Here is a 21,606-nt window from a genome sequence, read left to right on the forward strand (position 1 = left end):
TGTTCTATATCGTTATGTATCAGTTAATTTAGCCTGAAACTTATATAATATGACGAGAGCAATATTTTATTTGGCCCTTTTAATCACTTCCGCAATTTTTGGCCAGACCAGCCAGGAATTTGAAGTTAAGGCAGCCGTTGATACATTTTTTGAAGGCTTTCATAAGGGCGATACAACGTTAATGAAATCGGTTATGATGGATAAAGTTCTATTACAAACAGCCTATAAAAGTAAAGAAGGCAAAGATATTTTAGTTACGGACGAACCTGAAAAACTTATTAATGCCATTGCAAATAGACCAGAAGACCAAAAATGGGACGAACGCTTATTGGATTACAGCATTCAAGTAGATGGTAATATGGCCAACGCTTGGACACCGTACGAGTTTTGGTTTAATGACACCTTCAGTCATTGCGGGGTAAACTCATTTCAACTTTTTAAAGATGGTGAACAATGGAAAATCATTTATCTAATTGACACACGGCGGCGTTCAACCTGCGAAAAATAAAGAACAATAATATATTTATTTAAAAATGCTGACACTGTGTCAGCATTTTTTTGTTGGCATAATGATTGACTTATACTAACCGACAATTAAAACGAACATTCAACACAATTAATAAAAATATTATGAGTAAAATTATTGGAATCGATTTAGGAACAACCAACTCTTGCGTTTCGGTAATGGAAGGTAACGAGCCTGTAGTTATTCCTAATGCTGAAGGTAAAAGAACAACACCATCTGTAATCGCTTTCGTGGAAGGTGGCGAAATTAAAGTTGGTGACCCAGCAAAACGTCAAGCAGTGACCAACCCATTAAAAACCGTTTATTCTATTAAACGTTTTATGGGTAATAAATATTCTGAATCTAAAAAAGAGGCAGAACGTGTTCCTTATAAAGTAGTAAAAGGTGACAACGACACACCTCGTGTGGATATAGACGGACGTTTATATACGCCTCAAGAATTGTCAGCTATGATTCTTCAAAAAATGAAGAAAACGGCTGAGGATTACTTAGGAGCAGATGTAACTAGAGCTGTTATTACAGTGCCTGCTTATTTTAACGACAGTCAACGTCAAGCTACTAAAGAAGCTGGTGAAATTGCTGGTTTAAAAGTAGAACGTATTATCAATGAGCCTACTGCTGCTGCATTGGCTTATGGATTGGACAAAAAAGGAAAAGACCAAAAAATAGTGGTATTTGACTTTGGTGGTGGTACGCACGACGTTTCTATCCTTGAATTGGGAGATGGCGTATTTGAAGTATTATCTACCGATGGTGATACACACTTAGGTGGTGATGATGTAGATGAAAAAATCATCAACTGGTTGGCAGATGAGTTCAACGCTGAAGAAGGTATGGATTTAAGAAAAGACCCAATGTCTCTTCAACGTTTAAAAGAAGCTGCTGAAAAAGCCAAGATTGAATTATCTTCTTCTTCTCAAACAGAAATCAACTTACCATATATCACGGCTACAGCCAGTGGACCAAAACACTTGGTGCGTACATTAACACGTTCAAAATTCGAGCAATTAATTGACGATTTAGTAAAACGTACTATTGAGCCTTGCCAATCTGCACTCAAAGCGGCTGGTTTAAGCAAAAGTGATATTGATGAAATCATCTTGGTAGGTGGTTCAACACGTATTCCTGCAGTGCAAGCAGCGGTTGAGAAATTCTTCGGAAAAGCACCAAGCAAAGGTGTTAACCCAGACGAAGTTGTTTCTTTAGGTGCTGGTATCCAAGGTGGTGTATTAACCGGAGATGTAAAAGATGTATTGTTATTGGACGTCACTCCATTATCTCTTGGTATTGAAACTATGGGTAACGTATTTACCAAATTAATTGAGGCAAATACAACCATCCCAACTAAAAAATCACAGGTTTTCTCAACTGCGGCTGATAATCAGCCTTCTGTAGAAATCCATGTGTTACAAGGTGAAAGAGCTATGGCTGCTGATAATAAAACAATTGGACGTTTCCACTTAGATGGTATTCCACCAGCAAGACGTGGTACACCTCAAATTGAAGTAACCTTTGATATTGATGCCAATGGTATCATTAAAGTGTCAGCCGAAGATAAAGCAACTGGTAAAAAACAAGATATCAGAATTGAAGCTTCTTCTGGATTGACTGAGGAAGAAATCCAAAAAATGAAAGCAGATGCTGAAGCAAATGCCGAAGCAGATAAAGCTGCAGCTGAAAAAGCTCAAAAATTGAACGAAGCAGATTCTATGATTTTCCAAACTGAAAAACAATTGGAAGAGTTTGGTGATAAATTATCAGATGATAAAAAGAAACCAATCGAAGATGCTTTGGAAGAATTGAAAAAAGCTTACGAAAGTAAAGATATTGCAGTAATTGAGCCTGCTTTAAATAAAATAAACGAAGCTTGGAAAGTAGCTTCTGAAGAAATGTACAAAGCACAAGCCGAAGCACAACAAGCTAGTGGTGAAGCTCAACCAGGACCTGATGCCAGTCAAAATGGTCAAGGGGAGAGCAGTGATGTAGAAGATGTAGATTTCGAAGAAGTCAAGTAAGCTTCAAGTCGGAAGAAGAAGCTAGAAAAAAAGTGCAATCAATTTTTGATTGCACTTTTTTTATAAAATAATTCTTACTATTATTGTGCCTTTAACAAACCAAGTCAAAAATCATGAAAAAACTAAACTTATTTTTTGTAGCACTAGCTTTAATAATTACTTCTTGTACTGAGGACGGTGATCCTATTCCACAAATATCTGGAGATATTGTTGGTATATGGGATATGGTAGATTATACTTATACTGGCCAGACCGTTACTACTGCCCAAGGTCAAACTTTAAAAAGTGACTTTACAGGAGAGGCTTACAATATGAATTATACCATTACTTTTGAAGAAAACCCAAATAACTTAATATCCATGGGCTCATTTAGTCTTAAACTAACTACAACAACATTAGGACAAACATCAACACAAAACATTGACAATATTGAGGGCTTAGTAACAGGCACATGGGAAATGGTCAATGGAGAAATAATAACCAATGCCAATGGGGATCAAGGGAAAATGAAAATTGAAGAACTTACGGAATCTTCTTTGGTTTTATCTATAGCAGAAAAACAAGATTTATCGCAATCTGGCGTTAGCATTATTGCGGATATAGATGCTGTTCTATTTTTCGAAAGACAATAATCTTTATAAAAAATTAAATGAAAAAGGCGCAACCATTTTGGTTGCGCCTTTTTTGTGATAATTATTACAATACTTGCCTTGCTGTAACGTATTTTTGCTCGAAACAAAGAAGCTATGGATGTAGAGATTTTAGCAAGAATTCAATTTGCCTTCACTGTTGCGTTTCACTATATATATCCTCCGTTAAGTATTGGTATTGGTCTAATCATGGTTATTATGGAAGGCCTGTATCTTAAAACAGGTAAAAAGGAATACGAAGTTCTCACGCGTTTTTGGTTAAAGATATTTGCAATAACCTTTGGTATTGGCGTGGCCACGGGAATCATTATGGAATTTGAATTTGGCACAAATTGGGCGGTTTATTCAAGATATGTCGGAGATATTTTTGGTAGCGCATTGGCGGCAGAAGGTTTGTTCGCGTTCGGTTTGGAAAGTACGTTTTTGGGTATTTTAATTTTTGGATGGAATCGTGTATCTCCTAAAGTCCATTTTATTTCGGCCATTGGCGTATTTTTAGGCTCTATGTTTTCTGCTATTTGGATAGTGGTGGCCAACAGTTGGCAACAAACACCTGCCGGATACCATATTGTTGGTGAAGGTTTTAATGCTAGGGCAGAAGTCACTGATTTTTGGGCTATGGTCTTTAATCCTTCGAGTGTAGACAGAATTATTCATGTTTGGCAAGGGGCCTTTTTAGCAGGCGCTTTTTTGGTGTTAAGCGTTCATGCATATTATCTTTTAAAAGGAAAGTATATTGAAATCTCAAAAAAAGCCTTTAAAATAGCCCTGTTGGTGGCTACGATTGTGTCCTTTACCCAATTAATTTCAGGTCATAGTTCAGCTGATGGTGTGGCAGAAAACCAACCAGCAAAATTGGCAGCCATGGAAGGACACTACGATAAATCTGCCCCTGCCGATTTATATTTGTTCGGCTGGGTTGACAACGAATCGCAAAAAGTTACAGGATTAAGCATACCTGGCGGATTGTCATTTTTGGTACATCAAAATTTTGATGCGCCAATTACTGGTTTAAATGCTTTCCCAAAAGAAGATAGGCCAGGGCAGATAAATGCTGTGTTTCAGTTTTATCATATTATGATTTTTATTGGGCTATTCTTAATCGCATTAACCTTTTATGCCAGTTTTTTATGGTGGCGAGGAATATTGTTTGAAAAGAAATGGCTGCTTAAAATATTTGCATTTTCGGTGATTTTACCTCAAATAGCCAATCAGGTAGGTTGGTTTACCGCTGAAATGGGCAGACAGCCATGGATTGTTTATGGTCATTTAAGAACAAGTGAAGGGTTTTCGCAAGAAGTGACCGCCAATCAAATTGTATTTTCACTTGTTCTGTTCACTGTGGTTTATGCACTCTTGTTATTATTATTTCTATATTCCTTGAATAAAAAGATAAAGCATGGGCCGTATGACGAGGCAGAACACCAATATGAAATTATTTAAAAGGCATTGATTATGGAAACGTTTTTAGGTATAGATTATCCAACGCTTTGGTATTTGGTGGTTGGGCTTTTGTTTTCCGGATATGCCATTTTGGAGGGCTTTGATTACGGTGCAGGTGCTTGGCATTTATTTTTGCGCAAGGATTTGAGCCGAAGAATAGCCATTAATGCTATAGGCCCACTTTGGGATGCCAACCAAGTTTGGTTAATTATTGGTGGTGGTTCATTATTTGCGGGTTTTCCTGTTATGTACGCCACAATGTTGTCTGCGATGTATATTCCATTTATGATATTTTTGATGTTGTTGGTATTACGGTCTGCAGCCATAAAATTTAGAAGTGCGGAAGAAATGCTTTGGTGGCGAAAAACATGGGATATTATTTATTTTTCATCAAATACGCTTATCGCTTTTTTATTGGGTGTAGTACTGGGCAACGTTTTACAAGGTTTTGAAATTCATGAGAATTTCACTTATAAAGGCGGTATATTCTTTTCGTTTTTAAACCCTTATGCCGTTATAGTTGGGTTTACAACCTTGTCCATTTTTATGACGCAGGGCGCTATATTTCTTCTTTTAAAGACAGAAGGGCGTTTATATGCCAGGCTTTCGTTTTTGTTGAAGAAAGGGATGATATTTTTCATCGTCAGCTTTGCGGTGACTTCATTATACACATTAGTTTTTATTCACGGGGTAACCGATAAGTTTAAAGAGCAACCCGTGTTTTTCATTTTACCCTTATTGGCGTTTTTGGCCGTTGCTAACGTGCCAAGACTGGTTTCAAAGAAAAAGTATGCTTTTGCCATGGTGTTTTCCTCATTAATTATGGCATTTTTATTAATGTTGGTCGCTTTTCAGTTGTATCCAGTTTTGTTGCCATCAACCATCGACCCAAAGTTTAGTGTAACCATATACAATGCTGCTTCATCACAAAAATCATTAGGGATTATGTTAACCATCGTGGTTATTGGCGCACCGCTTTTAACCGCCTATTTCCTGTTTTTATATAAAACCTTTCACGGTAAAGTTAAATTGGACGATACAAGTTATTAGTATGGGCAATAATCACAAAAAGCGCAACCATTTTTGATTGCGCTTTTTGTTTTCAAGGTGTTAATTAATTAAAGAAAATCACCTTCTTCATTTATTTTTACTCTAACAACTTCATCGCCGTTGGTAAGTTTCACCTTGTATTGTTTTTTCACATTAGGACCTACGGTATGGTAAGTAACTGAATATACATCCTTGTCTAAATCCCAATTTGGGAATCTGGTAGCAAGCGCATCGCGTACATCTTTTGGAAGTTTAATATTTTTAAATCTTTCAATAGTTCGAATTACTTTTCCATTTTTATCGTAAGCAGCCAATATCTTTCCTTGTGGAATATAGAACGACACGGTATAAGTGTCATATTCATCACTATAAAGATCAGAATTTTTCAAATCATACATAGCTACTTGTTCTTCTAACATCTGAACGGACAAATCATTGTCTCCGCTGTCTACACTGTTCAGGTATTTATAGTTTACGGCCGTAATTTCTACCTCAGGTAATTGTATTTGCGCATACATTCCTAGAGAAAGGCCAAAACCAATCAGACTAAAAATTAATTTTTTCATGATACAAAGATTTTAAGGTTAATAGGCTAAATTTATTTGTTAAATACTACGCCCGCAATGATATATATCAGCGAGATAAAGAAATGGACAAATAAATTAGTTTCTTTGCAAGCAAAATCTTGAAATGCTTTTTTCCGATAAAATAAAATCTAAATACACCCCAAAACGACTGGCGATTAAGCTTAATGCAAAAGGCGAACAGTTTGTTTTAAAAGGGCATCCATGGGTGTTTTCAAATAGCATTGCCAAAATAAATGATGATGCCAAAACTGGCGATTTGGCCATTATATTTAGTAAAAACAAAAATCGGGTAATTGGTTTGGGTTTATATGATAGAGATTCGCCAATCCAAATAAAGATGCTGCACAGTGGAACTGAAAAAGTTGAAATCAATGCCACGTTTTTTCAAAGGAAAATTAAAGAGGCTTTCCAAAAAAGGACACCATTATTAAAAACAAATACCAACAGTTATCGCTTAATATTTGGTGAAAATGATGGTTTTCCCGGATTGATAGCCGATGTATATGCATCTGTTTTGGTGGTAAAGCTATATTCTGAAATTTGGTTGCCTTATTTAGAAATGGTTCTTCCTAGTTTACAGGAAACATCCAACGCCCAAACTGTAGTTATTCGGTTAAGCCGAAGTTTGGAAAATTCAAAATCACATCAATTAAAAGACGACGAGGTTGTTTATGGAATACTTGAAAATGAAGTGGTGGAGTTTGTGGAACATGGGGTGAACTTTTCAGCAAATGTAATTAAGGGGCATAAAACAGGTTATTTTTTAGATCATCGTGCCAACAGAAAGCAAGTGGGTGAGTGGAGCAAAAACAAAACAGTTTTGGATGTGTTTAGTTATGCAGGAGGTTTTTCGGTGCATGCATTGGCAAATGGGGCAAAGGAAGTAACCAGTTTAGATATCAGCAAACAAGCTTTGGAAATCGCTATTGAAAACGGAAAATTAAATGATTACTCGGGAATCCATAAAACCATTGCTGGCGACGCTTTTGAAGAACTCAATAAGCTTATTGAAACGAAAACTACTTTTGATGTGGTTGTGATTGATCCCCCTAGTTTTGCCAAACAAGCTTCGGAAATAGAATTGGCAAAAAAAAAGTATGCCCAATTGGCTGAATTGGGCGAAAAACTAACAGCAAAGAATGGTTTACTGGTTTTGGCGTCTTGTTCATCCCGTGTGGTTTCACAAGCATTTTTCGATATTAATCATCAAGTTTTAAATAGATCGAACAGGAGATTTGACCTCATTCTGCAAACCTTTCATGATATTGATCACCCCATCGGTTTTCCTGAAGGCACCTACTTAAAATGTGGATATTACCGTTTTATCAACTAGAGAAACTCTCCCTTTTCGTTTATTTTAACGGTAAGAATACTATCGTTGTTTTTGAGTTTAATTTTATATTCTTGTTGTAGCATCTCTTTTTGGCTGTGGTATTTAATAAGATAAACACCCTCTATAATACCATGACCCGGATATTTTTCGGCAATGGTTTTCATAACACCTAGCGGTAAACGCATATTTTTATATTTTTCAAAGGTTTTAATTATTTTTCCATCTTTATTGAAAGATACAACTATTTCACCATCAGGTAGTTTAAATGATACATTGTATATATCATTTTTATCATCATAAAGTTGCGAAATGTCCGAATGATTATAATTCAATATAGCTTGTTCTAGTTTGGCTACATAATCGTTGGAATGGTTTGTGTTGACAGCGTTTAAATAATCTGAATTAATAGTAATGATTGTTTCGGGTAAGTTAACGGTTTGTGGGTAGGCTTTAACGACAAAAACTAAAGTCATTACAGCTAAAAATATATTTTTCATGGTAAAGGAATTAATAAATTTGATTGTCAAAAATAATTATGCATGCATAATAAAAATATGATAAATATCATGTAATCAGATATTTATAAATTATCGAAGTATTATTTTGCAACTAATTGATTATCAAATACTATGCATGCATAATATTTTATATATTTGTTGAAATCAATTTAACCATGGAAACTGAACTTACCAAATTGCTCCAAATTAAGCATCCTATAATTCAAGCACCCATGTTTTTGGTTTCAAATGTGGCCATGGTAAAGGAAGCCATGAATAATGGTATTGCGGGTTGTATTCCTGCACTGAATTACCGAACACTCGATGAATTGAAAATAGCTTTACGTGAGTTAAAAGCTGCCAAGCCAATAGGAGGGGCGTTTGGGTTTAACCTCATTGTAAACATATCCAACGTAAAATATAAAGGGCAGTTGGATGTGATTTGTGAAGAAGGCTGTGATTTTATCATTACGTCATTGGGCAGTCCTGCCGAAACCATTAATCGCGCACATGAAGTTGGTATCAAGGTGTTTTGTGATGTGGTAGATTTAAAGTTTGCCAAAAAGGTGGAAGATTTGGGTGCAGATGCCATAATTGCCGTAAACAATGAGGCTGGAGGACATCGTGGAAACATTGCTCCTGAAAAACTAATCAAGGAATTAACTGCCCATTGCAAGATTCCCATTATTTCTGCTGGTGGTGTAGGATGCAAGGCTGATGTTGATAAAATGTTGGGCTATGGTGCAGCCGGGGTTTCTGTGGGAAGTCCATTTATTGCCTCAGAGGAAGCCAATGTAACTGAGGAATACAAACAAGCCTGTGTGGATTATGGTGCCGATGATATTGTAATGACAGAGCGCATTTCAGGTACACCTTGCACCGTTATAAACACACCATACGTTCAGAAAATAGGCACGAAACAAACGTGGCTGGAATCCATTTTGAATAAAAACAAAAAGCTTAAAAAGTGGGTGAAAATGATTCGGTTTTCAATTGGTATGCGGGCTACCGAAAAGGCTGCAAAACAGGCTACCTATAAAACAGTTTGGGTAGCTGGCCCAAGTATTCAGCACACCAAAAAAATTCTACCAACTAAAGAAATCATCAAACGTTTGGTCAGTTAACCAAAACCATTTCCTTGCGTTTTTTGGCTTTTCGTTTCCCAACAAATAGGTTTAAAGTTGTGCTAACTACTAGTCCACCAATTCCTGTGGCAATGGCTTCACCAGTATCGAATTTATCATTTTTTTCTTGGCTATCCACAGCTTCCTTGGCAACACCGGCAAGTACCGAAGCGCCCAAACTATACCAAAACGCTTTTTTCTTGTCCTTTGTTGCTGTGTACACTACACCGTAAGTGGCACCCGATATTAAAACGCCTGCCCCAAAATGCAATTCATCGTCCACGGATATAAACTGGGCTTGACAATAACCGCAAAAAGACAAGGCCATTATTAAGGCAAACATTTTTATTTTAAACGATGTTTTCAATTTAATAAATGTAATTTTAATGAATCTTTATCAATACGATTTAGAATATCTGAAAAATAAGTTACTGCAAAAAATTAAATAGATGAAAGACAGAATATTAGGTAAAAAGGGTTTTGAAGTTAGTGAAGTCGGTTTAGGTTGCTGGCAATTGGGAGCAGATTGGGGCGAAGCCATTTCGAAAGATAATGCATTTGAAATTTTAAATGAAGCTGTTAAAAATGGCATCACTTTTTTTGATACGGCCGATGTTTATGGCAATGGTAAAAGTGAAACCCTTATTGGAGAATTTTTAAAAACATGCGACGTCCCGATTCGTGTGGCTACCAAATTCGGAAGGGCAGGAAATGCTTATCCCGATAAATATTCAAAAGATGTTTTACGAAAAACCGTTGAAGGCTCTTTGAAGCGCTTACAGGTAGATACTTTGGATTTGTTGCAATTGCATTGCATTCCATCCCAATATTTAAAAGACGGTGAAGTTTTTAATTGGCTGCGAGATTTGCAAGCTGAAGGACTCATCAAACATTTTGGTGCCAGTGTTGAAACGGTTGAAGAAGGACTAATTTGTATGAAGCAAGAAGGCTTGCTGTCTCTGCAGGTTATTTTTAACATTTTTAGGCAGAAATTGGTTTCGGAATTATTCCCAGTGGCTAAAGAAAAGGGCGTTGGTATTATTGTTCGACTACCATTAGCCAGTGGTTTATTGACTGGAAAATTCAACACCCAAACGACGTTTCCAGAAAATGACCATAGAAATTTCAATAAAGATGGTGAGTCTTTTAATGTGGGTGAAACGTTTGCCGGATTGCCTTTTAAAAAAGGTGTAGAACTTGTTGAAACCATTAAAAAAGATATTCTTTCTGATGATTTAACCATGGTGCAATTGTCCTTGCGTTGGATATTGGACCATGATGCGGTGAGTACCATCATTCCTGGGGCAAGCTCACCAAAACAAGTTATTGGTAATGCCGCAGTTTCAAATTTAGAGCATTTATCACCCCAAACACATGAACAATTAAAGGAATTTTATAAAAACCATGTTCACCAACACATACGTGGTGGGTATTAATAATTCAATAATTTGAAAAATGAAAATATTTAGTCTTACCGTTTTATTGGTTTTAATGGTAATTCAAGGGTTTGCTCAAAACCCATTTATTACACATATGTACACTGCAGACCCTTCAGCCAGAGTATTTAATGACACGCTATACGTTTTTCCTTCTCACGATAAAGATGATGCCGTTAAATTCACTATGGAAGATTGGCATGTTTTTTCTACAACCGACATGAAAACTTGGACGGACCACGGGGTTGCTTTTTCTTTAAATGATTTAAATTGGGCAACGTTTCAGGCTTGGGCGCCAGATTGTATATATAGAAATGGTAAGTATTATTTTTATTATCCTGTAGAACATAGTAAAATTGGCGTTGCTGTTGGAGATAAACCTTATGGTCCATTTAAAGATCCATTGAATGAACCGCTGATTCATACGAATTCGGAAGGCGTTGTTTGTAATCGCGATTTTATAGATCCTGCTGTTTTTATTGATGATGACGGACAAGCCTATTTGTACATGGGACAACTAATAGTTAATGCTATTAAGCTTAATGAAGACATGATTTCATATGATGGAAAGGTATACTTACTAGAAGGGGCAGATGATTTTTTTGAAGCTGTATGGATGCATAAATACGCAGGTAATTATTATTTGTCTTATGTAGGTGAAAGTGGTGAAATAAAATATGGTATGAGCAATAATCCTTTAGGGCCATTTAAATATAAAGGTGTTATTTTGCCCAAAATGAACAGTGGTACCAACCATCATTCAATTGTAGAATATAAGGGGCAATGGTATATGTTTTATCACAATTCCGATTTATATTTTAGAAATAATCCTAGTGCAATACCCAAATTTGGTTGGGGGCATAAAGATAGTCCGCATCCATATAGAAGATCAATTTGCTTTGATAAGCTTTATTACAATAAAGATGGCACAATTCAACCCGTCATACCAACTAAGTGATTACTTATAAAACCCAAGCACACCAATATATTTGTGGGGGGGGGATTGATTTAAGCTAAATAAAAGGTACAAATGAGTGATAAAATAAAATTAAAAGACGCTATTTCCATAGGTGTTGGTGGCATGGTTGGTGGCGGTATTTTCGCGGTATTGGGGCTTGCCGTTTCATTGGCGCAGGGTGGTACACCAGTCGCTTTTTTATTGGCGGGTCTTTTGGCATTGATTACATCGTACAGCTATGTTCATTTATCCAAAAAATATCCTGAAAGTGGTGGTACGGTTAAATTTATAAACCAAGGATTTGGAAAATCTGTTTTTAGTGGAGGAATTAACAATCTACTTTGGGTCAGTTATATTATCATGTTATCGTTGTATGCATCGGCATTTGGCTCTTATGCGCCCAATTTATGGGAAATCACTCCCGACAAAACCCTCGATTTTCATATCTACAGCAGCTTCATCATCATTTTTGCCACGGCCATCAACTATTACAGTATTGCTGTTGTTGGCAAAATAGAATCCTTTGCTGTAATCATTAAACTTATAATTCTTTTGGCTTTTGTAGCTATTGGTGCTTATGGCCTGTTTGGCAATCCTAACTTAACGCAGTTGGCACTTTCTAATTGGCAAACGCCTGTAAAATTGTTTGCTGGTGGGATGGTTATTTTTGTTGCTTATGAAGGTTTTGAACTCATTGCCAATGTTGCCGGAAATCTTATAAATCCGGATAAAAACATTCCGAAAGCCTATTATTATTCGGTAATCTTCGTCATTGTTCTGTATGTTGTTATTGCCTTGGTAACGGTAGGTTCTCTATCTTTTGATAAAATTAAGACAGCCGAGGATTACGTTTTGGCCGAAGCAGCAAAACCGATGTTAGGAAGTATTGGCTTTTCCATCATCACCATCGCCGCATTAATTTCAACGTTTTCAGCCATTAACGCATCGCTTTATGGAGGAAGTCGAGTGAACTATGAAATTGCTGAAGATGACGAACTACCCGAACATTTCACCTTTAAATTATGGAACCAGCCCATTGGCTTGTTGGTTACCTCTGTAGCGACCTTAATTTTGGTGAATACGCTAGATTTGGAAAGCATTTCAACAGCGGGAAGTGTTGGTTTTTTAATCATTTTTAGCATTGTTAATTTGGCTAACTATAGATTATCAAAGGAAACACAAAGCAATAAAGCCATTCCTTTAATTGGTTTTGTGCTGTGTATGGTGGCTTCTGTTGTTTTAATAAACCAACAGTATACCTCAAATTTTATAGGAGTCGTGGTTTCGGCAGTTATAGTTTTGGTATGCTTCTTGGCCGAATGGATTTATAAAAAAAATGAAAATGATTAATGAAAAACATCAGCATCTATTTAGCCCTTCTTTTTTTAACAGTATTAAGCGTTTTCATCTTTAGGAAATACCTTTTCAATACAATTAGCTGAAGGCCCCTATAATCAAGTAAAATGAATTGATGATAAAACGGGTATCAGCCAAAACCTTAAATCTATAATTCTATTACAGCTACTCAAAATGCCCCAACGTTATTTCGGCCGCCAAGCACAGAAACTGATTGGGCTTTAGTTCTTAGGAAGCATTAAAGTCATTAGTTTATAAACTTTTATAAGTCAAATTGCTAGTGTGATGTTTTCTAATAATTAATTAAAAGAAGTGTTATATTTGAGAATAACCTTAAAGCAAAACTAACTTAAGTTTTATATGATCAAAACTTCCACCAAAAAATGAAAATAAAACTTCCCTATTGGCTTTTATTCTTTTTAATCACTACAACAGCATACGCACAATTACCACCAGTATTTGGTCTAGAATATGATTCCATTGCTCAAAAGGACGAATTAACAAGAACATTTATTTCTCCAATTCGTGTTATGTGGACGTCTGATAAAGCAGGTGGATTTATTAAAAACACACAAGTTTTATTGAAAAGGGGGAATAGTCAATCTGATATGAGCAGGCAAACCCAATTTTGTTCCATAAAAACGACCGAAAAAGATACAGCTTCTATTTTATTGGATTATGGTAAAGAATTGCATGGTGGACTTCAACTGGTTATGGGAGGTTCTTCGCGCAGAGAACCTTCATTGGTTAGGATTCGGTTTGGGGAATCTGTTGGTGAAGCCAATAGTGATACTTATAATTCAGATTGGTTAATGGGCTTCTCTACTGATGACCATGCCAAGCGTGATATCGTCATGGAAATACCTAGAACCGGCTTAATAGAAATAGGAAATACAGGATTTCGTTTTGTTAGAATAGATTTATTGCAACCAAGCACATTAATAAATTTGAAAGAGGCTAGGGCCATTCTTAGATATCGGGATATTCCTTATTTGGGGTCATTCAATAGCAGTAATTCCAGACTGGATTCCATTTGGTTAACGGGAGCCTACACTACGCATTTAAATATGCAGGAATATTTATGGGATGGTATTAAGCGCGACCGATTGGTTTGGCTTGGAGATTTTCATCCCGAATTGGCAACTATTACCAAAGTTTTCGGCTACAACGAGGTGGTTCCGAAAAGTCTTGATTTGGCTTGCGAGCAATATCCACTGCCAAATTGGATGAATGGTATGGCATCCTATTCCTTTTGGTATTTGATTATACATTATGAATGGTTTATGCAAAATGCGGATACAGAGTTTCTCGACAAACATAGAGCCTATATCTTAGGATTAATAGATCAAATAAATTCAGGAATTGAAGAAGATGGCTCGGAAAATTTAGGGAAATTCCGTTTTCTGGATTGGCCATCAACACCCAATAAAGAGGGCGTTGAAGCTGGTTTTAGGGCGCTTTTAATTTGGGCTTTAAAAGATGCCCGTAAGTTATGTGGCATTCTAAATGAAAATGAAGCCATGTCCAAATGTGATGAATCTATAGAAAAATTAAATCGGGATATTAAAAGTCATAATAATTTAAAACAGGCCGCGGCGCTGATGGCCGTTGCCGGGATTCTGGATGCAAAAAAGGCAAGTGACGAAGTTATTGCCGTGGATGGAGCTGCACGATTTTCAACCTTTTATGGGCTATATATGCTAGATGCTTTGTCTTTAGCCGGTAAGCAGGATATAGCCTTGGATATTATTGATGATTATTGGGGTGGGATGTTAGACATGGGGGCCACCACGTTTTGGGAAGACTTTAATATTGAGTGGATGGAAAACTCGGCAAGACTTGATAAAATTACTCCAGAAGGCATGAATGATATACATGGTGATTTTGGGGCCTATTGTTACCCAAGCTATAGGCACAGTTTATGTCATGGTTGGTCTTCGGGAGTCACCGCCTGGTTAACGGAAAATGTATTGGGAATAAAGGTTCTGGAGGCAGGTTGTAAAACCTTAAAAATAGACCCTCATTTAGTTGATTTGGATTGGGTTGAAGGCACTTTTCCGACTCCTTTTGGCATTGTGAAAGTCAAACATGTTAAACTTGAAAATGGTCAAATTAAATCAGAAATAGACGCTCCTGAAGGCATAGAGATTATCAAGAATTAGAGGGACATTCAAAAATTAGAAATTCATGAATAAACAATTAACAACTAAATTCATCATTCTTTTTTGGATGGTTTTTATGAACATCAGCTATTCCCAAGAGCAAAAAAAGACAAGTGGTGAAACTAATTATCTGGATAATTTTTACTGGTGGCAAACAGCGGTTAGTAAAAAGCCTTATAGTTGGTATGCTTCTGATGAAGGGTTATACGTTGCAGAAAACATATTGTCGTGGCAATACAAAAATACAGGTTGGCCACTTATGAATACAGCTCGCTTGCCGTTTGAGGACGATTCTACCAGAATAGGAAAATGGGGGAATAAGGCAGCCTTAGTGAAAGCATCGCTTAACGAAATGCGTTTTCTAGCTAGAGGGTATAAAACTACTCAAGATGAACGCTACAAAAAGGCGATACTTGGAGGACTGAACTTCATCTTAGAGTCGCAATATAAAAGTGGCGCATGGCCCAGAACGTATCCAGATTTTAAAAGTAGTTATTCCCATTATGCCAGTTTTAATGACGATGTGATTACGGATATAATGACATTTCTTAATGAGGTTATTACGTTGCCGGATTTTAAAATTATAGGAGAAGATAATTTAAAAAGAGCTAAGGAAGCCTATGCAAAAGGATTGGATTTCATTTTAAAAAGCCAGATTAAAGTGGGTGAAAAACTTACGGCATGGCCTCAACAGTGCGACCCCATAACCTATGAACCCAAACAAGCTAGAGCTTTTGAGCCTGCCGCTATAAGTGGTGGTGAAAGTGCCAATGTTTTGCTGTTATTAATGGATATCCGTAAACCTTCCGAAGAAGTTGTTCAAGCGGTTAAATCTGGAGTAGGGTGGTATCGGAAAGCACAGATTAATGGTATTGAAGTGCTAAAAACAGACGATGATGTTGTAGTAAAAAAGAACTCTTCTGCGCCTCCCATTTGGGCTAGATATTATGAAATAGGCACTAATAAGCCTTTGTTTTCTGGCAGAGATGGTATTATAAAGGATGAACTTAAAGAGATTGAATTAGAACGACGCAAAGGCTATCAATGGTATAATAAAAATGGGACAAAAGTATTTGAGAGATATAAAGAATGGCTTCACGAAAGACAATGGGATGGCCAACCTCCCACAAACATTGATGAAGCAAAAGTTGGTAATTACACCTTGCCGAATCCACTAAAACTGCAAAATGGAAAAACAGTGAAAACCATTAAAGAGTGGGAAGAAGTAAGGCGTCCTGAAATCTTGCAATTATTTAAAACCTATCAGCATGGTTATACTCCAAACAAAACAATAAATACGGTTTTTGAAGTCATAGAAAAAGATAAGCCAACCATGCAAGGTTTGGCTAAAAGAACACAAGCCAGAATAAAATTCCCCGATGTTGTAGATGCTCCAGAAATTAGAGTTTGCATCAGTGTTCCCGCTAAAGCCAAAGTTGCTGTGCCTACTTTATTGCATATTAGTTTTACTCCTAATATGTTGCTGTATGAAGATGAAGGCATAGATGAAGGCATGGCATGGAATACCAGAATGAAATTACAAATTCCAGATAAGGAAGCTTATTTAATCAAGGATGTCGATCCAAAATACTTCATTGAAAGAGGCTTTGGCGTGGCCACGGTTTATTATGGCGATATTGAGCCCGACTTTAAAGGTGGAGCGGCGTTTGGTGTGCGTTCCATGTTTAATGAAGCCGATGTTAAACCCGATGCCTGGGGTGCTATTAGCGCTTGGTCGTGGGGATTGGGAAAAGTGATAGATTTACTTGAAACGATACCCCAGGTGGATACCAAAAAAGTAGCAGTGTCTGGTGTATCACGTTTAGGGAAAACAGCAATTTGGGCAGGTGCTTCTGATGAACGTTATGCCATGGTCATCCCTATTGTCTCAGGCGAAGGAGGTGCGTCTATAAGTCGGCGTAACTTTGGAGAAACTGTTGCTGATTTAACCAATCCATTTAGATATTATTATTGGTATACACCACGATATACAGATTATGCTTTTAAGGTAAATGAACTGCCTGTTGACGGGCACATGCTCTTGACACTTATCGCGCCGCGGCCTGTATTACAGGTTGTGGGTTTAACGGATACTTGGTCGGATTCTGCAGGAGAATGGGTGTCTGCTAATGCCGCAAAAACTGTTTATGAACTTTACGGATTAAAAGGTGTTGGCGATAATAATAAGCCCCCGTTGGAAGAAGCCATTTTAAACGATATGGGTTTTTACATGCACGATGAAGGCCATGCCGTTTTGCCAAGAGATTTTAAGGTTATGGCAGATTTTATGGATTTGCACTTTAAAGATTAATGTTATTTATTTGGTACCAACCCTCGTTAACGGTTTACATAACGGCTATCCCAAATGGCGGAGTTAAAATTCTTGCCTCGGCTTACCCCAAAGAAAATGAGGCAGAACCCAATAACCTTAAACCAAAAAAAGCACAGAAAGATAAATTGCGTGGTTTTATAATCGGGGTGGTAATAGCTTTCCGGAAAACTAAGGGCAATTAAAATGGCCGCCACAACGGTACTTACAATAATGGTGTCCAGGTTTCTAAACGGATACATAAGCCATTTGCGCCACACACTTAAATCGTTGCCCCATTTGTGGATTAAATAGTAATAGCCATTGCCAATGGGCGCAAAAAGTAAAGGGTCGTCGTAGTTTTCTAAACGGAACAATTTGCTGGGTGCCATAATTTTAAAACCACCTAGGGTAGTGTTGTGCGCTTTTTCCAATTGTTTTATTTTACTAATAGCTTCAGCTGGAATATCGTTTTTAAACAAATAGCTTTCCAAAAAACGTAAACGGTAGGTAATACAAATATTTTTAATATCCTCAATATGGAAAATCCGGTTGGTTTCCAGCAAATCTAGGTTCAAGGTGTTGTGTTCAAGGTTAGTTGTGTTATCTACCAAAGCGTTTTTAATAGCAGTTTCGTGGGCGGAATCTTGTGCCAAAACCTCTTGCACCTGTTGTAAAATATCTACGCCCTTGTTGTGCTTGTTGCGCTGTTTTAATAATTGCTTTTGGATATCTACTTGCATAACTGTTTAGGTTTCTTTAAAATTAGAAAAAATATGCTTACAGGCTAAATTGTTGATAACTAGTTTTTAATTATTATTGATAAGCGCAATACCCTAAAACCCACCAAAAACAGTACGTTTAATTTTTGCCCATTCTTCGCTTAAAATACCGTAGCAGCAGGTGCTTCGTTTAAAACCATCCAACATCAACACATCTTTTCGAAAAATACCTTCCAGTTTGGCACCCAGTTTTTCAACGGCTTTTCTGGATTTTGTGTTGCGCTCATCAACCCGAAATTCAACTTTATCAAATTTTAGGGTTTCAAAGGCATATTGCAACATTAAAAACTTCATGTGTTTATTTAGTCCCGTACCTTGAAAATCTTTGCCAATCCATGTCCAGCCAATATGCAACACTTTATTGTTCCAATTAATGAGTCCGAAACGGGTACAGCCGGCATAGGCATTTTTTTCTTTGTCAAAAATAATAAAGGGCATGGCGGTTTTGTGGTAATAGGCATCAACGGCTTCTTGAACGTATTCTTTTAAATCTTCGGGCGTATCAATTTTACTGGGGGAGTATTGCACTAAATTGGGTTCTTTGGCAATGGCGGTTAAATGCTTATAATTGCCCATGCCCAATAGCGTTAGTTTTACACGATGATTTTCCAGAGTTGGTGCTTCCATAAGGTTTAAAAAGAATGCTTTTCAAATTTAATAAAATAAAAAAAGCGAAACTTTTGCAGTTTCGCTTGATGCTTCAATGTTTTTGAATCTTATAGATTTGGAATAACCAATTCTTGGTCTGGATAAATTAAATCTGGGTTCTTTAAAATATTGGTATTGGCCTTAAATATGGCTTGATATTTGGCGGCATTACCATAATAATGCTTGGCAATTTTTCCCAAAGTTTCACCTTTTTGCACAATGTGTCTTGCATAAACGCTTTCATCTGCCACTTTAATGTTAGCCTTTATGTCGCTTGGGTTTTCGCCTCCAATTTCTTTTATTTTGTCCCAAAGTATGTTCTTTTCGTACTGTGTTTTAGCGGTGCCTTTAATTTTAAGGATGTCGCCTTCAACGGTAACGTCACCATCTTGAATGTTCAATTTTTCGCCTAGATCTAAAACAGGCTGATATTTTTGTTTTACTGCCATAATTATTAAGTTTTTAATGAGTATTAAATATATGAATTTCTTGTGTTAAAAGTATTATCAAAGCATTAAGATTTCTTTCAATTTTAAGACACAAGAATTAACATAAAGTCACAATTGCTTTTATTTTCTCATTTTTAGGTAATTATAATAAAATTGTTTAATTTTGCACTCCTTTTAGCGAATCGTCGGAAAGATAGAAGGAACTGTATTTAAACTAAAAATAACACTTCTGTGTGTTAATCGCTTAAAACTTCCGAGGCATACAGAATACAAATTATTAATCAGCATATGGCTGAAAACGAAAACCAAGCTGAAGTTGTAGCAACTGAAGCACAAGCTGCCGAAGCTCCAAAAGTATCTGAAGCTCAAGCAAATCCTGAAAAATTCTTAAAAGACTTTAACTGGCACAATTACCAAGAAGGTATTGATGAAGTTGATGACAAACAATTAAAAGAATTTGAAAAACTAGTAGCGGAAAACTTTGTTGACACTTTAGATGATGAAGTAGTAACTGGTGTAGTGGTTCATATCACAGACCGCGATGCCATTATTGACATCAACGCAAAATCTGAAGGCGTTATTTCTTTAAACGAGTTTCGTTACAACCCTAATTTAAAAGTAGGCGATAAAGTAGAGGTATTAATTGATGTACGCGAAGATGCTACAGGCCAATTGGTATTATCTCACAGAAAAGCGCGTGTAATTAAAGCATGGGATCGTGTAAACAAAGCACACGAAACTGGCGAAATCGTTAATGGTTTTGTTAAATGCAGAACTAAAGGAGGTATGATTGTAGATGTTTTTGGCATCGAGGCGTTCTTACCAGGTTCTCAAATTGATGTTAAGCCAATTAGAGATTACGACCAGTATGTAAATAAAACTATGGAATTTAAAGTGGTGAAAATCAACCACGAATTCAAAAACGTAGTAGTTTCACACAAAGCACTTATTGAGGCTGATATTGAGGAACAAAAGAAAGAAATCATTGGTCAATTAGAAAAAGGCCAAGTATTGGAAGGTGTTGTTAAAAACATCACATCTTACGGTGTATTTATTGATCTTGGTGGCGTTGACGGATTGATTCATATTACAGATCTTTCTTGGTCTAGAATCAACCATCCAAATGAGATTGTTGAGTTAGACCAAAAACTTAATGTGGTAATCCTTGATTTTGATGAAGATAAATCAAGAATCCAGTTAGGATTAAAACAATTGAGCAAACACCCATGGGAAGCTCTTGCTGACGAAGTCAAAGTTGGTGACAAAGTAAAAGGTAAGGTAGTTGTAATCGCAGATTACGGTGCATTTATTGAAGTTGCTGATGGCGTTGAGGGTTTAATCCACGTTTCTGAAATGTCTTGGTCAACACACTTACGTTCTGCACAAGATTTCGTTTCTGTAGGCGATGAAGTTGAAGCAGTTATCTTGACTCTTGATAGAGAAGACCGTAAAATGTCACTTGGTATCAAACAATTGACTCCAGACCCATGGACAGATATTACTGGGAAATACCCAGTAGGTTCTAAGCACACAGGTATTGTACGTAACTTTACAAACTTTGGTGTTTTTGTTGAATTGGAAGAAGGTATTGACGGATTGATTTACATTTCAGATTTATCTTGGACCAAGAAAATTAAACACCCATCTGAATTCTGTGCTGTTGGCGATAAATTAGATGTTGTTGTATTAGAGTTGGATGTTGAAGGACGTAAATTAAGTTTAGGTCACAAACAAACGACTGACAATCCTTGGGATAAATATGAAACTGAATTCGCTTTAGATACTACGCACGAAGCTGAAATCTCTGAAATAGTTGATAAAGGTGCTACTGTAGAGTTTAATGAAGATATCGTTGCTTTTGTACCTGCTCGTCACCTTGAAAAAGAAGACGGAAGCAAACTTAAAAAAGGAGAGAAAGCTGAGTTTAAAATCATTGAATTCAACAAAGAGTTTAAACGTGTTGTAGCTTCACATACTGCGGTATTTAAAGCAGAAGAAGCTAAAATAGTTAAGCAAGCTGTTAAAAAGGCTGAAGCTCAAGCAGCAGAAGCAAAACCAACATTAGGTGATGCCAACGATGCTTTACAAGCGCTTAAGGATAAAATGGATGGAAAGAAATCTAAAAAATAATTAGATTTTTTTGTCAAACTGAGCGCAGTCGAAGTGTCTCAGTAAAACTTATAAGCCCCGCAAAATGTGGGGCTTTTTTGTTCGTCATTGCGAGGAAAGAGGCACAAATGATGAGGCAATCTGTTAAATTATATGTCCAATCCAAAAGATTA

General features: G+C 36.7%; 19 protein-coding genes. 13 read left to right on the forward strand and 6 right to left on the reverse strand.

The window, feature by feature from the left end; translation table 11 throughout:
• The first annotated feature begins 49 nt into the window (after positions 1-49).
• From WJN01_RS08640 to cydB, 5 genes are all read left to right on the forward strand, one after another.
• Positions 50-508, forward strand: coding sequence for a nuclear transport factor 2 family protein (locus tag WJN01_RS08640; RefSeq protein WP_445196755.1), 459 nt, complete (start codon positions 50-52; stop codon positions 506-508).
• 122 nt (positions 509-630) lie between these two features.
• Positions 631-2,541: a molecular chaperone DnaK gene (gene dnaK, locus WJN01_RS08645; RefSeq protein WP_445196756.1), complete on the forward strand. Its 1,911-nt coding sequence runs from the start codon at positions 631-633 to the stop codon at positions 2,539-2,541.
• Positions 2,542-2,654: 113 nt separating this feature from the next.
• A complete protein-coding gene (locus WJN01_RS08650; RefSeq protein ID WP_445196757.1) occupies positions 2,655-3,173 on the forward strand; it encodes a lipocalin family protein in 519 nt (172 codons plus the stop codon).
• Positions 3,174-3,287: 114 nt separating this feature from the next.
• Entirely contained in the window at positions 3,288-4,634 is a 1,347-nt protein-coding gene (locus tag WJN01_RS08655; RefSeq protein WP_445196758.1) for a cytochrome ubiquinol oxidase subunit I, read from the forward strand.
• A 12-nt stretch (positions 4,635-4,646) separates the two neighbouring features.
• Entirely contained in the window at positions 4,647-5,684 is a 1,038-nt protein-coding gene (gene cydB, locus WJN01_RS08660; protein ID WP_445196759.1) for a cytochrome d ubiquinol oxidase subunit II, read from the forward strand.
• A 68-nt stretch (positions 5,685-5,752) separates the two neighbouring features.
• On the opposite strand, the gene WJN01_RS08665 is transcribed toward cydB, so the two are convergent.
• Positions 5,753-6,250: a nicotinate-nucleotide adenylyltransferase gene (locus WJN01_RS08665; protein WP_445196760.1), complete on the reverse strand. Its 498-nt coding sequence runs from the start codon at positions 6,248-6,250 to the stop codon at positions 5,753-5,755.
• Between the two features lie 124 nt (positions 6,251-6,374).
• On the opposite strand from WJN01_RS08665, the gene WJN01_RS08670 reads away from it, so the two are divergent.
• Positions 6,375-7,604 (forward strand): class I SAM-dependent rRNA methyltransferase, encoded by a 1,230-nt coding sequence (locus WJN01_RS08670; protein ID WP_445196761.1) that lies wholly within the window; start codon positions 6,375-6,377, stop codon positions 7,602-7,604.
• Here the strand turns inward: WJN01_RS08670 and WJN01_RS08675 are convergent.
• Positions 7,601-8,101, reverse strand: coding sequence for a nicotinate-nucleotide adenylyltransferase (locus tag WJN01_RS08675; RefSeq protein ID WP_445196762.1), 501 nt, complete (start codon positions 8,099-8,101; stop codon positions 7,601-7,603). The genes WJN01_RS08670 and WJN01_RS08675 overlap by 4 nt on opposite strands.
• Positions 8,102-8,277: 176 nt before the next feature.
• Here WJN01_RS08675 and WJN01_RS08680 point away from each other — a divergent pair, with 176 nt between their 5' ends.
• A complete protein-coding gene (locus WJN01_RS08680; RefSeq protein WP_445196763.1) occupies positions 8,278-9,225 on the forward strand; it encodes an NAD(P)H-dependent flavin oxidoreductase in 948 nt (315 codons plus the stop codon).
• On the opposite strand, the gene WJN01_RS08685 is transcribed toward WJN01_RS08680, so the two are convergent.
• Positions 9,218-9,568 (reverse strand): hypothetical protein, encoded by a 351-nt coding sequence (locus WJN01_RS08685; RefSeq protein WP_445196764.1) that lies wholly within the window; start codon positions 9,566-9,568, stop codon positions 9,218-9,220. The two genes, WJN01_RS08680 and WJN01_RS08685, sit on opposite strands and share 8 nt — an antisense overlap.
• A 106-nt stretch (positions 9,569-9,674) precedes the next feature.
• Between WJN01_RS08685 and WJN01_RS08690 the strand changes: the two genes are divergently transcribed.
• The 5 genes from WJN01_RS08690 to pelA all read left to right on the forward strand — a co-directional run bounded on the left by WJN01_RS08690 (position 9,675) and on the right by pelA (position 17,448).
• Complete coding sequence (locus WJN01_RS08690; protein ID WP_445196765.1) at positions 9,675-10,661, forward strand: aldo/keto reductase; 987 nt, start codon at positions 9,675-9,677, stop codon at positions 10,659-10,661.
• Between the two features lie 19 nt (positions 10,662-10,680).
• The gene (locus WJN01_RS08695) at positions 10,681-11,619 is read left to right on the forward strand and encodes a family 43 glycosylhydrolase (RefSeq protein ID WP_445196766.1); all 939 of its coding nucleotides are present in this window, start codon (positions 10,681-10,683) and stop codon (positions 11,617-11,619) included.
• A gap of 72 nt (positions 11,620-11,691) precedes the next feature.
• Positions 11,692-12,969 carry an APC family permease gene (locus WJN01_RS08700; protein ID WP_445196767.1) on the forward strand — a complete coding sequence of 426 codons (1,278 nt, stop codon included), beginning with the start codon at positions 11,692-11,694 and terminating at the stop codon, positions 12,967-12,969.
• Between the two features lie 389 nt (positions 12,970-13,358).
• Complete coding sequence (locus tag WJN01_RS08705) at positions 13,359-15,137, forward strand: alpha-L-rhamnosidase-related protein (protein WP_445196768.1); 1,779 nt, start codon at positions 13,359-13,361, stop codon at positions 15,135-15,137.
• Between the two features lie 25 nt (positions 15,138-15,162).
• Positions 15,163-17,448 carry a pectate lyase gene (gene pelA, locus WJN01_RS08710; protein WP_445196769.1) on the forward strand — a complete coding sequence of 762 codons (2,286 nt, stop codon included), beginning with the start codon at positions 15,163-15,165 and terminating at the stop codon, positions 17,446-17,448.
• A 26-nt stretch (positions 17,449-17,474) separates the two neighbouring features.
• Here the strand turns inward: pelA and WJN01_RS08715 are convergent, their stop codons facing one another.
• The 3 genes from WJN01_RS08715 to WJN01_RS08725 all read right to left on the reverse strand — a co-directional run bounded on the left by WJN01_RS08715 (position 17,475) and on the right by WJN01_RS08725 (position 19,324).
• Positions 17,475-18,188, reverse strand: coding sequence for a hypothetical protein (locus tag WJN01_RS08715; protein WP_445196770.1), 714 nt, complete (start codon positions 18,186-18,188; stop codon positions 17,475-17,477).
• 93 nt (positions 18,189-18,281) lie between these two features.
• A complete protein-coding gene (locus WJN01_RS08720; protein WP_445196771.1) occupies positions 18,282-18,854 on the reverse strand; it encodes a GNAT family N-acetyltransferase in 573 nt (190 codons plus the stop codon).
• Positions 18,855-18,943: 89 nt separating this feature from the next.
• Positions 18,944-19,324 (reverse strand): LysM peptidoglycan-binding domain-containing protein, encoded by a 381-nt coding sequence (locus tag WJN01_RS08725; RefSeq protein ID WP_445196772.1) that lies wholly within the window; start codon positions 19,322-19,324, stop codon positions 18,944-18,946.
• A 288-nt stretch (positions 19,325-19,612) separates the two neighbouring features.
• Here WJN01_RS08725 and rpsA point away from each other — a divergent pair, with 288 nt between their 5' ends.
• Positions 19,613-21,454, forward strand: a complete 1,842-nt coding sequence (rpsA, locus tag WJN01_RS08730; RefSeq protein WP_445196773.1) for a 30S ribosomal protein S1 — start codon at positions 19,613-19,615, stop codon at positions 21,452-21,454.
• The last annotated feature ends 152 nt before the right edge of the window (positions 21,455-21,606 follow it).

The organism is Tamlana sedimenti (assembly GCF_038148895.1).
Classification (GTDB): domain Bacteria; phylum Bacteroidota; class Bacteroidia; order Flavobacteriales; family Flavobacteriaceae; genus Tamlana.

Excerpts from the sequence above, each read along its gene's own strand:
- WJN01_RS08640 (WP_445196755.1), top strand. The coding sequence starts at position 50 with ATGACGAGAGCAATATTTTATTTGGCCCTTTTAATCACTTCCGCAATT.
- dnaK (WP_445196756.1), top strand. The coding sequence starts at position 631 with ATGAGTAAAATTATTGGAATCGATTTAGGAACAACCAACTCTTGCGTT.
- WJN01_RS08650 (WP_445196757.1), top strand. The coding sequence starts at position 2,655 with ATGAAAAAACTAAACTTATTTTTTGTAGCACTAGCTTTAATAATTACT.
- WJN01_RS08655 (WP_445196758.1), top strand. The coding sequence starts at position 3,288 with ATGGATGTAGAGATTTTAGCAAGAATTCAATTTGCCTTCACTGTTGCG.
- cydB (WP_445196759.1), top strand. The coding sequence starts at position 4,647 with ATGGAAACGTTTTTAGGTATAGATTATCCAACGCTTTGGTATTTGGTG.
- WJN01_RS08665 (WP_445196760.1), bottom strand. The coding sequence starts at position 6,250 with ATGAAAAAATTAATTTTTAGTCTGATTGGTTTTGGCCTTTCTCTAGGA.
- WJN01_RS08670 (WP_445196761.1), top strand. The coding sequence starts at position 6,375 with ATGCTTTTTTCCGATAAAATAAAATCTAAATACACCCCAAAACGACTG.
- WJN01_RS08675 (WP_445196762.1), bottom strand. The coding sequence starts at position 8,101 with ATGAAAAATATATTTTTAGCTGTAATGACTTTAGTTTTTGTCGTTAAA.
- WJN01_RS08680 (WP_445196763.1), top strand. The coding sequence starts at position 8,278 with ATGGAAACTGAACTTACCAAATTGCTCCAAATTAAGCATCCTATAATT.
- WJN01_RS08685 (WP_445196764.1), bottom strand. The coding sequence starts at position 9,568 with ATGTTTGCCTTAATAATGGCCTTGTCTTTTTGCGGTTATTGTCAAGCC.
- WJN01_RS08690 (WP_445196765.1), top strand. The coding sequence starts at position 9,675 with ATGAAAGACAGAATATTAGGTAAAAAGGGTTTTGAAGTTAGTGAAGTC.
- WJN01_RS08695 (WP_445196766.1), top strand. The coding sequence starts at position 10,681 with ATGAAAATATTTAGTCTTACCGTTTTATTGGTTTTAATGGTAATTCAA.
- WJN01_RS08700 (WP_445196767.1), top strand. The coding sequence starts at position 11,692 with ATGAGTGATAAAATAAAATTAAAAGACGCTATTTCCATAGGTGTTGGT.
- WJN01_RS08705 (WP_445196768.1), top strand. The coding sequence starts at position 13,359 with ATGAAAATAAAACTTCCCTATTGGCTTTTATTCTTTTTAATCACTACA.
- pelA (WP_445196769.1), top strand. The coding sequence starts at position 15,163 with ATGAATAAACAATTAACAACTAAATTCATCATTCTTTTTTGGATGGTT.
- WJN01_RS08715 (WP_445196770.1), bottom strand. The coding sequence starts at position 18,188 with ATGCAAGTAGATATCCAAAAGCAATTATTAAAACAGCGCAACAAGCAC.
- WJN01_RS08720 (WP_445196771.1), bottom strand. The coding sequence starts at position 18,854 with ATGGAAGCACCAACTCTGGAAAATCATCGTGTAAAACTAACGCTATTG.
- WJN01_RS08725 (WP_445196772.1), bottom strand. The coding sequence starts at position 19,324 with ATGGCAGTAAAACAAAAATATCAGCCTGTTTTAGATCTAGGCGAAAAA.
- rpsA (WP_445196773.1), top strand. The coding sequence starts at position 19,613 with ATGGCTGAAAACGAAAACCAAGCTGAAGTTGTAGCAACTGAAGCACAA.